12 protein-coding genes are annotated in these 13,981 nt (G+C 59.5%); 6 read left to right on the plus strand and 6 right to left on the minus strand.

Annotated elements, in window-relative coordinates:
• Position 1: 1 nt before the first annotated feature.
• The 3 genes from hemB to ACTNB1_RS04170 all read left to right on the plus strand — a co-directional run bounded on the left by hemB (position 2) and on the right by ACTNB1_RS04170 (position 4,881).
• Positions 2-985 (plus strand): porphobilinogen synthase, encoded by a 984-nt coding sequence (gene hemB, locus ACTNB1_RS04160; RefSeq protein ID WP_441168001.1) that lies wholly within the window; start codon positions 2-4, stop codon positions 983-985.
• Entirely contained in the window at positions 985-2,265 is a 1,281-nt protein-coding gene (gene hemL / locus ACTNB1_RS04165) for a glutamate-1-semialdehyde 2,1-aminomutase (RefSeq protein WP_441168002.1), read from the plus strand. The genes hemB and hemL overlap by 1 nt, the downstream gene beginning before the upstream one ends.
• Before the next feature lie 111 nt (positions 2,266-2,376).
• Positions 2,377-4,881 (plus strand): AAA family ATPase, encoded by a 2,505-nt coding sequence (locus ACTNB1_RS04170; RefSeq protein WP_441168003.1) that lies wholly within the window; start codon positions 2,377-2,379, stop codon positions 4,879-4,881.
• A 54-nt stretch (positions 4,882-4,935) separates the two neighbouring features.
• Here ACTNB1_RS04170 and ACTNB1_RS04175 read toward each other — a convergent pair whose 3' ends face one another.
• From ACTNB1_RS04175 to ACTNB1_RS04200, 6 genes are all read right to left on the minus strand, one after another.
• Entirely contained in the window at positions 4,936-6,531 is a 1,596-nt protein-coding gene (locus ACTNB1_RS04175; RefSeq protein WP_441168004.1) for an MBL fold metallo-hydrolase RNA specificity domain-containing protein, read from the minus strand.
• 193 nt (positions 6,532-6,724) lie between these two features.
• A complete protein-coding gene (locus ACTNB1_RS04180) occupies positions 6,725-7,651 on the minus strand; it encodes a 3-keto-5-aminohexanoate cleavage protein (RefSeq protein WP_441168005.1) in 927 nt (308 codons plus the stop codon).
• An 8-nt stretch (positions 7,652-7,659) separates the two neighbouring features.
• Complete coding sequence (locus ACTNB1_RS04185; RefSeq protein ID WP_441168006.1) at positions 7,660-8,502, minus strand: 3-keto-5-aminohexanoate cleavage protein; 843 nt, start codon at positions 8,500-8,502, stop codon at positions 7,660-7,662.
• Between the two features lie 11 nt (positions 8,503-8,513).
• Complete coding sequence (locus ACTNB1_RS04190) at positions 8,514-9,548, minus strand: ketopantoate reductase family protein (RefSeq protein ID WP_441168008.1); 1,035 nt, start codon at positions 9,546-9,548, stop codon at positions 8,514-8,516.
• Positions 9,549-9,577: 29 nt separating this feature from the next.
• Positions 9,578-10,426: a 3-keto-5-aminohexanoate cleavage protein gene (locus ACTNB1_RS04195; RefSeq protein WP_441168009.1), complete on the minus strand. Its 849-nt coding sequence runs from the start codon at positions 10,424-10,426 to the stop codon at positions 9,578-9,580.
• A gap of 205 nt (positions 10,427-10,631) precedes the next feature.
• Entirely contained in the window at positions 10,632-12,068 is a 1,437-nt protein-coding gene (locus ACTNB1_RS04200) for a sigma-54 interaction domain-containing protein (RefSeq protein WP_441168010.1), read from the minus strand.
• A gap of 189 nt (positions 12,069-12,257) precedes the next feature.
• On the opposite strand from ACTNB1_RS04200, the gene ACTNB1_RS04205 reads away from it, so the two are divergent.
• The 3 genes from ACTNB1_RS04205 to ACTNB1_RS04215 are packed head-to-tail and all read left to right on the plus strand — an operon-like array spanning position 12,258 to position 13,935.
• A complete protein-coding gene (locus ACTNB1_RS04205) occupies positions 12,258-13,295 on the plus strand; it encodes a ketopantoate reductase family protein (protein ID WP_441168011.1) in 1,038 nt (345 codons plus the stop codon).
• Positions 13,296-13,315: 20 nt separating this feature from the next.
• On the plus strand, positions 13,316-13,729 hold the full coding sequence (locus tag ACTNB1_RS04210; RefSeq protein WP_441168012.1) for a MaoC family dehydratase: 414 nt from the start codon (positions 13,316-13,318) through the stop codon (positions 13,727-13,729).
• A gap of 44 nt (positions 13,730-13,773) precedes the next feature.
• On the plus strand, positions 13,774-13,935 hold the full coding sequence (locus tag ACTNB1_RS04215) for a hypothetical protein (protein WP_441168013.1): 162 nt from the start codon (positions 13,774-13,776) through the stop codon (positions 13,933-13,935).
• Positions 13,936-13,981 lie beyond the last annotated feature (46 nt).

The raw sequence follows: 13,981 nt of genomic DNA on the forward strand, positions 1-13,981 counted from the left end.
TATGGAACTGATCCAACGACCCCGCCGCCTGCGGGGCAACGACGCGGTGCGCCGCATGTGCCGGGAGACCCGCATGTCCCCCGACAGCCTGATCTACCCCATTTTTGTGGACGAGACCCTTCAGGGCGTCCGGCCCATCGACGCCCTGCCCGGCCAGAACCATTATGGCATCGACAGCGTGAACCTGGCGGTGGAGGAGTGCCTGGCCGCCGGCGTGAACCACTGCATCCTGTTCGGTCTGCCCGCTACCAAGGACGCCATCGGCTCCTCCGCCTGGGATGAGCATGGTGTGGTGCAGGAGGCCATCCGGGCCATCAAGGCAAAGCACCCCGACTTCTACGTCATCACCGACGTGTGCATGTGTGAGTATACCGACCACGGCCACTGCGGAATCCTCTGCGGCCATGAGGTGGATAACGACAAGACCCTGGAGGTGCTGGCCAAGACCGCCCTCAGCCATGTTCAGGCCGGGGCCGATATGGTAGCCCCCTCCGACATGATGGACGGCCGGGTGGCCGCCATCCGGGCCATCCTGGATGAGAACGGCTACACCTCCACCCCCATCATGGCCTACTCCGCCAAGTATGCCTCCGCCTTCTACGGACCCTTCCGCTCCGCGGCGGGTTCCGCCCCCTCCTTCGGGGACCGGAAGGGCTACCAGATGGACCCCCACAACCGCAAGGAGGCCCTGAAGGAGTGCGCCCTGGACATTGAGGAGGGTGCCGACATCATCATGGTCAAGCCCGCCCTCAGCTACCTGGATGTGATCCGGGAGTGCTCTGACGCCTACGACCTGCCCATGTGCGCCTACTCGGTCTCCGGCGAGTACGCTATGATCAAGGCCACCGCCGCCGCTGGACTGATTGACGAGTACCGCATCATGTGCGAGTCCGCCCTGTCCGTGTTCCGGGCGGGAGCCAATATGCTCATCACTTACTACGCCAAGGAACTGGCGCAGGCCATCATGAAAGGGGATATCGGCTGATGGGACGCTCGGAAGAACTCTTTGAGCAAGCGGTCAAAGTCCTGCCCGGCGGGGTCAACTCCCCGGTGCGTGCCTACCGTGCGGTAGGTATGGCTCCCCGTTTCATCACCCGGGCCGACGGCCCCTTTATCTGGGACGAGGACGGGGAGAAGTACATCGACTACGTCTGTTCCTGGGGTCCCATGATCCTGGGCCACAACCATCCCGTCATCCGGGAGGCGGTGGAGAAGGCGGTAAAGGACGGCCTGTCCTTCGGGGCTCCCACCCGTCGGGAGGTGGAGATCGCCCAGCTGATGACGGAGCTGGTGCCAGGCATCGAAATGGTGCGCATGGTTAACTCCGGCACGGAAGCCGTCATGTCCGCCGTCCGCCTGGCCCGCGGCGCCACCGGCCGGGACAAGATTATTAAGTTTGAGGGCTGCTACCACGGCCACTCCGACTGCCTGCTGGTGAACGCCGGTTCCTCCGCTCTGGCGGGAGGTCATCCCTCTTCCGCCGGTGTGCCGGAGGATATCGTCAAGCACACCCTCACCGCCCAGTTCAACGACCTCGCTTCCGTAGAGGAGCTGCTGAACGCCTGGCCCGGCCAGATCGCCTGCATCATCGTGGAGCCGGTGGCCGCCAACATGGGTGTGGTCAATCCCGCTCCCGGGTTCCTGGAGGGCCTGCGTGCCCTGTGTGATAAGTCCGGCGCTCTGCTAATTTTTGATGAGGTCATCACTGGCTTCCGCCTGGCTCTGGGCGGCGCCCAGGAGTACTTTGGTGTGAAGGCCGACCTGGTGACCTTTGGTAAGATCATCGGCGGTGGCATGCCGGTGGGCGCCTACTGCGGCAGCCGGGCACTGATGGAGCAGGTGGCTCCCTGCGGTCCGGTGTATCAGGCGGGCACCCTCAGCGGTAACCCGGTGGCCATGGCCGCCGGTCTGGCCCAGCTGACCTACCTGAAGGAGCACCCAGAGGTGTATACCGACATCTCCACCAAGGCCAAGTGGCTGGCGGAGGGCATGCGTGCTGCTGCGTCCAAGGCTGGAGTACCGGTGGCGGTGAACCAGATCGGCTCCCTGCTGGCTCCCTTCTTCACTCCCACGGAAGTGACCACCTTCGTGGATGCCAAAGGCAGCGACGTGGGCCGGTACGCTAAGTACTTCCAGGGCATGCTTCGCCATGGAGTGGCCCTGGCTCCCGCCCAGTTCGAGGCCATGTTCGTCTCTGCCGCCCATAGTCAGGTGGAGCTGGACGCCACCCTGGAAGCCGCCCAAGCGGTATTTCCCACCCTGTGACCACCCTCAAAACGGGGCCGCGTAAGCGGCCCCGTTTTTATTGCGGAGGGAGATGGAGTGTGCTACACTGAAGATACTGGTTTCGACAAAACGAGATGCGGAGGTGTATCTATGAGCACAGTACAGGACCAGGCCCCGTCTATTGATTACGCGGGCCTCTACCCCAGGGTACGGCAGCTGGCGGCGGCCCATCCGGAGCTGGTGAATTTCGCCTATTTTCTCTATTTCTTCGGATTTTACAAGAGACAGGACCCGGAGCAGTCTCCCTATTCTTATCTGATGAAGGTTAATTTCTGCAGCACCGCTCAGCTGAAGGGCAATTCTTCAGCCATGGATTCCTCCCGGCTGGAGCAGATCTACACCAACTTCTTTTTTACCGACTATTACTGCACCTCCGACTATGAGAGGCCGGAGGAGGCTATCTTTGAGGCGCCCAGGCAGTACTGCAAGATGCGCAAGACCTGTCTCGGGGAGGCCTGTCCCTATGCATTGGCCCATTACGTGTGCAAATATGCCCAGACCCTGAACCAGGACCCGGAGGCGCTGTTCCAGGACCTGTTGGGGAGCAGGAAAATCCCCTTCACCTGGGCCAATGAGAATCCCATCAATCTGGACCCGGCGGATATCGCGGGCATCGACGCCAAAAGCGCCCACGGCGCCTACGACCTGCTGAAGACCCGGGCCATATCGGTGGAGTACTCCAACCAGATGGTGGTGGCCTACAACTATATTCCCCTGTGCCGGAAGGAGAACCGGGGGGATATGATCGGCCGCTATGTGGATATGTGGTACCAGGGGAAGGGAGAAGGAGATACCCTGATCCTCAGTGACCGGGACACCGCCCTGAACAGCAAGCGAGAGGGGTGCCGCCAGTGCGGCTACACTCAGTGCCCGGACAAGCTGGCGGCCTACTTCGTCTCCCTGGAAAAGAAATACGGCCGGCCGGCGGTGGATATTGCCTATCAGGTGGCCAGAATGAACACCTACGCCGGTCTGAGCATGGTGGACAACTATCAGTTCAACCGCTTCCTCAACGAGGTGCGGAAGTCCGACCTGAAGCCGGAGGACAAGGAGCGGTTCGCGGAGATGATCCATTACATCACCAGCCACTCCAGAAACTCCAGGATCCCCTTCCTGCCCTTCAACATGGCGGTGTCTGCCCCCGACCCGGCCAGCGCCGAGCCTCTGCTGCGCATCTTTGGTAATGCCCTGTGGCACTTTATCTATTATCCATGTGCCCAGGAGAACATCAGCATGGATACCCTCTACTATTCCAGCTATTCCTTCAGCGGCCTGCTGGAGTACTATGACGGTCTCCAGACCGGCACCACCGTGCTGCTGTACGACGTGGAGCTGCTGGGAAAGGATCCGGATTTCAAGGCGGGGTATCACAAGCTGCTGCGGCTCATGGAGGAGAAAAAGAGCACCAATATGACCATCCTCTGCGATACCAAGGTGGCCATCCAGACCTTCCTGGCCAACTACCCCGAGCTGAAGCGGCGGATCTTCACCCGTACCTTTGAGATGGGGGACTTCTCCAACGAGAAGGTACTGGAGACCTTGGAGGACAAGCTGGTGCAGATCCTGGAGGTGCCTGAGGCGGAGAAGGAGCAGCTGTACGGCTACATCAAGCAGGCCTATCCCGCCGCTCCTCAGCGGAGCATGGAGTATGTGGACCTGCTGTATGAGCAGATCATGTTCAAACACTTTAACGCCAATATCAACGCCGGAGACGTGCTGGTAAAAGAGGATATCCCCTATATCAAGCCGCCCAGAACGGAGCAGGAGATCTTTGACGAGCTCAATCGGCTCACCGGTCTGGAGAACGTGAAGCGGGAGCTGAAGAACATCAACGATCTGATCCGCTTCAACATGAAGCTGGAGAAGAGCGACAAGGAGCGCATCAACCTGCACATGGTGTTCTCCGGCAATGCGGGCACCGGCAAAACCACTGTGGCCCGGCTCACCGCAGAGATTCTGTACAGCATCGGCTTCATCCAGGAAAACAAGCTGGTGGTCTGCTCCGGCAAGGACCTGGTAGCAGAATATGTGGGTCAGACCGCCCCTCTTACCGCCCAGAAGTGCGCCTCGGCTTACAACGGCGTGCTCTTTATCGACGAAGCCTACCAGCTCAACCCCTATACCGGCGGCCGGGCGGACACCTTCAAGGAGGAGTGCATCGCTGAGCTGATCCAGCAGATGGAGAACAACCGGGACAAGCTGGTGGTCATCTTCGCCGGCTACACCAAGGAGATGGAGGAGTTTTTGGACAAGGCCAACACCGGCCTGCGCTCCCGCATCGCCAAGGTCATCGAGTTCCCCGACTATACCACTGACGAACTGGTGCAGATCCTGGAGGGGATCGCGGAGAGCAATCAGATGAAGCTGGACGACAGCGCCAGGGAAAAGGCCCGGCAGATCTTTGACCAGGCCCGGCAGGATAGCGCCCGGTTCGGCAATGCCCGCTATGCCCGCAACCTGTTTGAGCGCAGCCTCATCCAGCACGCCGCCCTCACCAAGGACCTGCCCAAGGGGGATCCGGAGCTGTATGTCCTCCACGGGGAGGAGATCACCGTTCCGGCGGCAGCATCCAAGCCGCGCATCGGATTCCAGTAACAAGCCAAAAGACCGCGGAGCGATACGCTCCGCGGTCTTTTTCTATATCTTTTGTCAGCGGTCCCACTTTTCGATGAGGGCTCGCAGCTGGTCGGCGAACTTGCCCAGATCCTTGTTGGTACCGCCCTTGTTGTGGGCGATGACCTCCATAAGTTTGTGACCCACTTCCTCCAGCCGCTGATAGGCGGGAGAGGCACCGGGGGTGACCGCAGGCTTCTTCTCCGGCGGCAGGCCGGGGGCGAGCATGCGGTTGTTCAGCAGGTCATAGACCTCCTCGTAGTTGGGGGCGTGAGCGTCCAGACCCCGCTGGCGCAGGGTCTCGGCGTAGATCTCGGTGACCTCCATGTCGCCGTGGACCACGAAGACCTGCTTGGGCTGGGGAGAGAAGTGCTCGATCCACCGCAGCAGCCCATCCTTATCGGCGTGGGAGGAGAGACCGTGGAAGTTGACGATGCGGGCTCGCACCGCGATCTCCTCCCCGAAGAGCTTGACGGTGCTTACGCCATTGAGCAGCCGCCGGCCCAGGCTACCCTCCGCCTGATAGCCCACGAACACCACGGTGCACTCCGGCCGCCACAGGTTGTGCTTCAGGTGGTGGCGGATGCGGCCGGCGTCGCACATGCCGGAGGCGGAGATGATGACCCGGGGAGTCTTGTCCTCATTCAGGGCGCGGGATTCCGCGCTGGACTCGGTGATGGTGAGCCCCGGGAACTGGAACAGCGCGCCCCCCTTCAGGGCGATAATGGCCTCCTCGTCCAGGTAGCCGTGGAGGTCGCCGGAGAAGATGCGGGTGGCCTCTCCCGCCAAGGGGGAGTCCACCACCACCTGGAAGTTGGGCACACTCTTTACCAAGCCCTGTTCCTTCATCTCCCGGATGAAGTACAAAAGCTCCTGGGTGCGGCCCACAGCGAAGGAGGGAATGATGACGTTGCCGCCCTTGCCCAGTGTCTCGTCAATGATGGCCGCCAGGTCGGCGGTGTAGTCCGGCTTTTCGTCCATGTCATGGAGCCGATCGCCGTAGGTGCTCTCGGTGAGGACATAGTCGGCGTCCTTGATGTACTGGGGATCCCGGATGATGGGCTGATCCCGGTTGCCGATGTCGCCGGAGAAGACCACCTTTCGGGTCTCCTCTCCCTCAGTAAGCCACATCTCCACACTGGAGGAGCCCAGCAGATGGCCCGCATCCACGAAGCGGACCTTGACACCATCCTCGATCTGGAGGCGGGTGCCATACTCACAGGTGACGATGTGCTTGATGGCCGCTTCGGCATCGGCCACGGTGTACAGCGGCTCCACCGGCTCGGCCCCGGCACGCCTACCTTTCTGGTTCTGCCACTGGGCGTCGCTCTCCTGGATGTGGGCGGAGTCCCGCAGCATGATGCTCAGCAGCTGACCGGTGAGCCGGGTGCAGTAGATGTTGCCCTCGAATCCCTGCTTGACCAGCAGCGGGATGCGGCCGGAGTGGTCGATGTGGGCGTGGGTGACCACCACGGCGTCGATGTAACCGGCGTTGAAGTCCAGCTCCTGGTTGTCACGCTCGTCCCTGCCCTGCTGCAGGCCGCAGTCCACCAGGATCTTCTTCCCGCCGCATTCCACGCAGTGGCAGCTGCCGGTGACGGCACGGGCCGCGCCGAAAAAGGTCAGTTTCATGGGGCACCTCCTTGTGCAATTTCTACAAGAACATTGTACATCCAAAACCGGTCAGTGTAAATAGCGGAAACAGAGATCAGAAAAGTCAGCCGGGCGCCCCCGTAGGGACGCCCGGCTGACATAGGAGTGTGTGTGTGTTAGATGAGAAAAGTTAAGAAAAGGTGTCAGAATGGGAAATATATCAACAACGGCATTACACTGCCGGTGCCGCAGGGGAAAGAGAAAGCATCTGTCTGGCCTCGTCGGGGGTGGCCACACTGCGGCCCAGCTCCTCGGCGATGCGTTTCATTTTGGCGATGGGCTCGGCGTTGGACTTGGCCAGTACCCCTTTGCTGAGGTAGAGGTTGTCCTCCAGCCCCACCCGGACGTTGCCGCCCAGACAGATCGCGGTGGTGACCAGATCGAACTGGTTTTTTCCGGCTGCCGCGCAGGACCAGAGGAATTGATCCCCCAGTACCTTCTGAGCGGTCTCAACCAGGAAATTCAGATTGGCAATGGTGGCAGGCATGCCTCCCATGACTCCCAGTACGAACTGGAGGTAGACGGGGGCCTTTACCAGACCGCGCTTGAGGAAATAGGCGATGTTGCTGATCATGCCGGCCTCATATACCTCGAACTCCGGCTTGACCTGGTGCTCGCTCATGATCGCCATGTAGTCCTCGATGTCCTGGAAGGTATTGGCGAAGGGCACCTTGTAGGTGTTCTTCACAAAGGGAATCTCCCAGTCAAATTTAGGTTCCTTGATCTTGTCGGCGATGGGGGCGAAGCAGAAATTCACCGAGCCGGCGTTGCAGGAAGCCAGCTCCGGGTGGGCCGTGGGCAGGGCGGCCAGCCGCTCCTGGCTGGTCATACCGATGGCGCCGCCGGTGGTGATACCGATGACCACGCCGCACCGGGCCCGGACGCCGTCCACCACCTGCCTCATCAGCTCCGGATCGCCGGTGGGCTGGCCGGTCCGGGGGTCGCGGGTGTGGAGATGCACCACCGCGGCGCCCGCCTGGCAGGCGGCAACGGCCTCGTCAATAATCTGTTCCGGGGTGATGGGCAGATAGGGGGACATGCTGGGAATGTGCACCGCGCCGGTGATGGCGGCGGTGAGAATCACTTTTTTTTCACTCATAGCAATGCTCACTTCTTCAGGCTGAGGATCTCGCGGGCCTCGTCGGGAGTGGCGGCCTTCTTGCCGTACTCCTCGATGACGCGGCGGGCGCGTTCCACGAACTGGACGTTGCTCTCAGCCAGCACGCCCTTGGAGTACATGACGTTGTCCTCCATGCCCACGCGGATGTGGCCGCCCAGAGCCACGGCGCCGTACAGCATCTCCATGGCGGAGTGGCCCACGCCGAAGCAGCTCCAGGTGGAGCCGGGGCACAGGGACTCCATGGTCTCCTTCATGAACAGCAGGTTCTTCATGGAACCGGGGATGCCGTTGGCGCAGCCCATGCAGAACTGGAAGTGGAGGGGAGCCTTCAGCACACCCTTCTTCAGGTAGTAGGCGGCGTTGGCGATCATGCCGGGGTCAAAGGCCTCGATCTCGGGCTTCACGCCCCAAGCCTGCATGTTCTGGCCCAGCTCCTCCAGGAACTTGGGGGGGTTGAGGAACAGAGAGGTGTGCAGCCAGTTCATGGAGCCGCAGTCATAGGAGCCCATCTCGGGGCGCAGCTCCTTCAGGTGAGCCTGACGAGTCTCCTCAGTGGCGTTCAGGTCGCCGGAGGTGGTCATGTTCAGAATGATGTCGCAGTCGGGGTGATTGGTGCGCAGCAGCTCCACGGTCTTGGCAAAGCGGGTCTTGTCCATGGTGCCCTTGCCCTCGTCGTCACGCATGTGCAGATGGGCAACAGCGGCGCCGGCCTTCCAGCAGGCATAGACGTCTTCTGCGATCTCCTCGGGAGTCATGGGCACGTTGGGGTTGTTGGCCTTGGTGGGCCAGGCACCGGTGGTTGCTACGGTAATGATCGTCTTATCGCTCATGATGGCACACCTCACTGTTCGTCAGCTGCCAGCAGAGGCAGGAATTCTTCCTTGTTTTTCATCGTGTGGAGTACTCCGGTGGACTCCTCCAGCTTGACCAGCTCCACCACCTTGTCGTTGTAGGGGGTGTCGATGCCATGCTCGTCGCCCTTGCGGCAGACGATACCGTTGATGAAGTCGATCTCGGTGGGGCGGCCCTTCTCCAGGTCCTGGAGCATGCTGGCCTTCAGCGCAGAGTGCTGATCCCACACCTTGTGGTAGGTGGGGAACTTGGGGGGGATATCGGCAGGAGAATCCAGCTTCAGAGTCTCAAAATCGGTGCCCTGCATGATGGCCAGGCGGACGCCGCAGGCGTTGGCCACCCGGATGGTCTCGTCCGCGATGTGGGCGATGCAGCGCAGGGTGGTCTCGTCATTGAGGACCGCGCCAAAGGTGTCGGCCATGGCGGCGGACATGCCGGAGAAGGTGGCGTTCATCAGTACCTTGGCCCAGCGGATGCCCATCAGATTGTCCAGAACCTCGGTGTGTCCCACCAGATTAAGTACCTTCTGCGCTTCCCGGATCCGGGGGGTGTCGGAACCGTCGATCTCGCCGATCTCGAAGGCGAAGTTCTCCATGACCTTCATGGTGGAGGTCAGGCGGGACACACCGGGCTCCAGCCAGGTGGCGCCCCAGCCCACCGCGCCGCCGGCGGTGCGCTCCTTACCCACGTAAGAGGCCACCAGCTCCTCCGGGATGCCGTTCTGGAGCGTGAGCACCAGGGTGTTCTCGTCCATGTGGGGCATCAGCTGAGGCAGCACGGTGTGCAGCGCGGTCTGCTTGGTGGTGAGAATGAACAGGTCGTACACACCCTCCATCTCGTCGGGGGTGAGGGCGGAGACAGGAACATTGAATTCCATGGCGCCGGTGACGGTGGCGCCCTTCTCCCGCAGCGCATCGACAGTGGGCTTATAGGAGTCGATCATATCGATCTGACCGCCGTTTTTGGTAATGAGCGCGCCGATGATGGTACCCAGAGAGCCGACGCCTACAACTGCTGTTCTCATAATGAAACGCTTCCTTTCCTTTTGTGTGCTTAGAATACCTTGCGGGTCAGGCCGTAGATCTCGCGGGCCTCGTCAGGCGTGGCGGCCTCCAGGTCGGCCTCTTCCAGCAGACGCTTGGCCCGGGCCACGAACTGGGCGTTGTTGTCGGCCAGCACGCCCTTCTTGTAGTAGACATTGTCCTCCATGCCGACACGCAGGTGACCGCCCATGGCGATGGTGGCCATCATGATGGGCAGGTGACCGTGGCCGATGCCGCAGGCCGCCCAGGTAGAGCCCTCAGGCAGCATGTTGCGCAGGAAGACCAGGTTTTCCACCGTGCTGGTCAGACCGCCGGCACAGCCCAGGACGATCTGGAAGTGGCAGGGAGCCTTGAGCACGCCAGTCTTGATGTAGTGAATGGCGTTCTGAATCATGCCGCCGTCGAAGATCTCGATCTCGGGCTTGATGTTGCTCTCCTGAAGGGCGTGACCCAGCTTCTCCAGGAAGGAGGGGGGATTCATAAACACGGTACGGTGCTGCCAGTTCAGAGTGCCGGCGTCGTAAGAGGCCAGCTCAGGCAGCAGCTGCTGCAGGGGATAGATGCGCTCCTCGTCACCAAAGTCCACGCTGCCGGAGCTGGTGATGTTGATGCAGATATCGCAGTCCTTGTGGGCGCGGATGCGCTCGATGGTCTCCTTGTACTTGGCAAAGTCGGTGGAAGGAGTGCCGTCGTCATTGCGCACGTGGATGTGGGCGATAGCGGCGCCGGCCTTCCAGCACTGATAGACATCTTCTGCAATAGCCTCCGGGGTGAAAGGCACGTTGGGGTTATCGTCATGGGTGGGCCAGGAACCGGTGACGGCAACGGTAATGACCCTCTTTTTCTTCAAATCGCTCATAGCTGTTCCTCCTTGTTCAATTCGGGTGCGTTTCCTGCAAAACGAGTACAGCAAATTTCGTGCCAAGATAAAAATATAAACCGGATATTACGGAAAGAGGAAAAAAGAAATAAAAATACGGCAAGTCAAAATCGACTCATAAATCGATTTCGACTTGCCGTTAAGTCGCCTAAGGCGACTTATCAAAATCTGGGGTGGAAGAGGGTCAGAGTAAATATTTTCGTTTTCTGCGCATGATAAGGGACTGGCTTGTACCCAAAGCCCGGGCAGCCCCATAGGAGCTTTTGTAGGTGCTTAAGGCATACTGGATATAATCCCGCTCACAGCGTTCCAGGTAGTCGCTCAGCGGCAGTTCTTTGTTCCAAAGCTGTTGATACATAGGCGGTGAGGGCTGATTCTGGGGGGCGGCGGGCAGGCTGTCGAAGCCCACCCGCTTATCGTGGCTGGCAGCAATACTCTGGATGTTGCTGATCTCAATGAAGTCACTGGCGCTCATGACCACCGAGCGCTCCACGAAGTTTTTCAGCTCCCGCACGTTGCCCGGCCAGTCATAATCCAGCATCTTTTGTATGGTGTTTTCCGCAAAAGTTTTGCTTTTGATGTACTTTTTGTTGTAGTGCGCCAAAAAGTGAAGCGCCAGAGGGACGATGTCCTCTTTCCTGCTGCGCAAGGGGAGCAGTTCCAGAGGAAGCACATTGAGCCGGTAGAACAGGTCAGCGCGGAAACGCTTCTCCTCCACTGCACCCAAAAGGTTTTCATTTGTGGCTGAAATGAGACGAAAATCCACTTTTTTGGATACGGTGGATCCGATACGTTGAATGGTTTTTGTTTCCAGAGCCCGCAGGAGCTTGCCCTGAAGAGAGAGGGGAAGGGAGTTGATCTCGTCCAGAAACAGGGTGCTTCCGTCGGCAGCCTCAAACAAGCCCTTTTTGCCGGTGCTGGAGGCGCCTGTGAAGGCACCTTTTTCATAGCCGAACAGCTCGGCTTCCAGCAGATTTTCCGGCAGAGAGGCGCAGTTGATCACGACCATATCGTGTTCGGACCTGGGGCTGCGGCGATGGATATATTGGGCAATCACTTCCTTACCGGTGCCGGATTCCCCGCTGATGAGTACCGAGGTGTCAAAGCCCGCAATGCCTTCCGCCATACGCAGCAGGTGCTTCATGGCTCCGCTTTCCGCCACGATGGTGTCGTCCGGCCGGGCATCCGTGAGGCGATGGCCCGAATAGGTGCTGATGGTGCCGTGCTCCATGGCCTCGTTGTAAAAATCATTGATGGTATCCAGGGGCTTGCAGATGGCGATGATATTCTGTACCTCGCCGTTAGGACCGAACACCGGATTGGAGATCACCAGCTGGCGGAAGGGGGTTTTCCGGGCCGTATTGCCGATCTCTACGTCCTGAAACATCACCACACGGCGCTTTTCCCGGTATACGATATCCGAAATACAGACGTCGATCTGGCTGCTGGTCTGAAAATCGTGTACATTATAGGCCAGCAGTTCCGCCTTACTCATGCCGATGGTGTGGATGTAGGCGCTGTTTACATAGAGGTAGTTTCCTTTGTCATCCAGGATGTAGATCCCGTCCGGGATGTTGTCCAGCATTAGTTCATGAAACGAGCCGAGATTTGCTGCGCTCACCAAAATGACCTCCTTTTCTTTGGAAACTTGTCAGTTTGACGAAGAAATAAGGATAAAGTTGATGGAAATTTGATTGGTTTGCCATTATAGCACAGCCTCAAAGAATCCTCAAGGAAAAAATCAAATTTGAAATTTGGCATTGTATTTGCTGCGTATACAGGGCAGAACACGAGAGGAGGAAGAAACCTTATGCGAATTGCGATCCTGGGCTGCGGCGCCATGGGTACGGTGATGGGCGCATTCCTGACCCGCAACGGCTGCCCAGTGGATATGGTGGACAACTATCAGGCCCATGTGGATGCCCTGAATGAAAAGGGTGCCCATATCGTGGGTATGGTGGATATGACCGTTCCGGTCCGGGCCATGACACCGGAGCAGATGGAAGGTATTTATGACCTGGTGTTCCTGTTTACCAAGCAGACCGCCAACGATCAGGTCCTGCCCGCCCTGCTGCCCCATCTGGGAGAGAACAGCACCGTCTGTACTTTGCAGAATGGCGTGCCCGAACCCTACGTGGCCAGCTATGTGGGAGAAAAGCGGACGGTGGGCGGCACCGTGCTGTGGGGCGCCACCTTTGTGGGACCCGGCGAGTCCGAGCTGACTCAGAATATCCAGATGAACGACCACCTGTTTGAGATCGGCGAGATGGACGGCAGTGTGGGCGAGCGCATCCAGGCCGTGGCCGATGTGCTGGGCTATATGGGCCGGCCGGCCAAGGTCACCGACCAGCTGATGGCCTCCCGCTGGGGCAAGCTCATCAACAACGCCTGCATGAGCGGCATGTCCGCCGTGTGCGGCTCCACCTTCGGCCAGGTCTTGGCTGATCCCCGTTCCCGGGCCTGCCTGAGCTATCTGGGCTGCGAAGTGAAGCAGTGCTGCCAGGCGGCGGGCTACAAGCTGCCTCTGCTGCTCAACGAGCAGTCTCCCGACACCCTGGATCTGAAGGACCAGGCCATGTATGAGGCAAACCAGGAGATGTTCCAGGTGATGTATCAGGACATGCACACCGCCAAGGCCAGCATGCTCCAGGACCTGGAGAAGGGCAAGAAGACCGAGGTCACCATGATCAACGGTTTTGTCTGCCAGACCGGCAAGCAGCACGGTATCCCCACCCCCTTCAATGATAAAGTGGTGGAGATCGTCACCAAGATCGAGGCCGGCCAGCTGCCGCTGTCCATGGAGAACGTGGAGCTGTTCCCCAAGGAATGGTTCACTTATCCGCTGTAAGGGAGAAAGGAGCCTGCTGTATGAGTTCCGGCTACTATGTGGGCCAGACCGCTTCGGTCACCCGTACCATCTCTGAGAGCGACGTCTATCTGTTTGCCGGTGTGACCGGCGATCTCAATCCCGCTCATACCAATGAGGAATACGCGAAAACCACTCATTTCAAGACCCGTATCGCCCACGGCATGCTGTCCGCCGGCCTGATCTCCGCAGTTTTGGGGATGCAGCTGCCCGGACCGGGCACCATCTACACCGGCCAGACGCTGAAATTCCTGGCCCCCGTGCATATTGGCGATACCATTACGGCTACAGCAGAGATCAAGTCCCTGGACCTGGAACGCAACCGGGTGGTGCTCACCACGACCTGCACCAATCAGGAGGGCACCATGGTCATCACCGGCGAGGCCACCGCGCTGCTGCCCAAAGAACGGGCCTAGGTTTCTGTTGTTAGATAAAATCCAAACGAAAGAGAGGTACTCTTATGGTATCCATGTTCCCTTTCATCGCCTGGATCGTTGTGCTGGTGATCGGCCTGGTAGTCTATCTGGGAGTGGCCAGCGCCATCGAGAAGTCCGGTCTGGAGCGTCTGGGCGCCACCGGCAATCTCTTTACCTGTGATCCGGAAAAGAAAAAGAAAAAGTAAAAACGGAATCCAGGCAAAGCACCATTCCAGAGGCTAAAGAGGAGGA

It is taken from the genome of Flavonifractor sp. HCP28S3_F3 (genome assembly GCF_052065355.1).
Taxonomy (GTDB): Bacteria; Bacillota; Clostridia; order Oscillospirales; family Oscillospiraceae; genus Flavonifractor.